The organism is Mesorhizobium sp. M7A.F.Ca.US.005.03.2.1 (genome assembly GCF_003997795.1).
In the GTDB taxonomy this organism is placed as follows: Bacteria; Pseudomonadota; Alphaproteobacteria; order Rhizobiales; family Rhizobiaceae; genus Mesorhizobium; species Mesorhizobium ciceri.
In genome coordinates this window covers 1-824 of the sequence record NZ_RZRP01001418.1, presented here as the reverse complement: position 1 = coordinate 824, position 824 = coordinate 1, and the positions used below count along the sequence as shown (strand labels likewise).

Below are 824 nucleotides of genomic sequence, written 5' to 3'. Positions count from 1 at the left end.
CCCTGGAGGTGCACGGAGGGCGCCTCGGCCCATTCGGCGCAGGCCGCCGCCACCGCCACCAGATGGCCGGCGAGATTGCCGCTGTCGACAGCCGAGATGTAGAGCGGATAAAGCGGCTTCAGCGTCGTGGTGTCGTACCAGTTGAAGAGGTGACCGCGCTCACGCGGCATGCCCTCGATCGTGGCCATGGTGGCGTCGATGCGGGTGATGGCGTCGGACAGGCTGATCCATCCGAAGTCGCGGGCGGAAACGACGGACAGCAGGTAGACGCCGATATTGGTCGGCGAAGTACGAGGCGCCACCACCGGCGCCGGGCTTTCCTGGAAATTGTCGGGCGGCAGATGGTGATGCTCTGCCGTCACGAAGCTTTCGAAATAATGCCATGTGCGCCGCGCCACCGTGCGCAACGTATGGATATCGGCCTGCGATATGCGCAAGCGATCCTCGGTTTCAGCCGAACGGCTGATCCAGCTGGCGATGGCGGGCGAGCCAATCCAGAACAGCGCGAAGAAGAAGGCAACGAAGGCGCCGGTCGAATCGGCCAGCACCGGAATGGCAAGGCCGACGAAGCCGATGATCACGGCGCCATACATCATGCCGTAATAGGAACCGACATCGTTGTCGCCCGCCTTGTGCGCCTGCGAGGCGGTGCGCCATTCCAAAAGGTTCTGGCGGCTGACGAACAACCGATAGAGCGTGCGCACGATGGCATCGCCCATCATCCAGGCGTTGTGCGCCATCAGGACGATCTTCAGCGCCACCATGGCGGTGCCGAAGGCGACGTCGCGTGCCAGGGCCGAGAAATGGCCGCGTGGCGTCTGGTC

At 64.1% G+C, this 824-nt stretch carries 1 protein-coding gene; it reads right to left on the bottom strand.

Going from position 1 to position 824, the window contains the following annotated elements:
* On the bottom strand, positions 1-824 hold an 824-nt coding region (locus EN991_RS38205; protein WP_164769758.1), incomplete at both ends, for a hypothetical protein.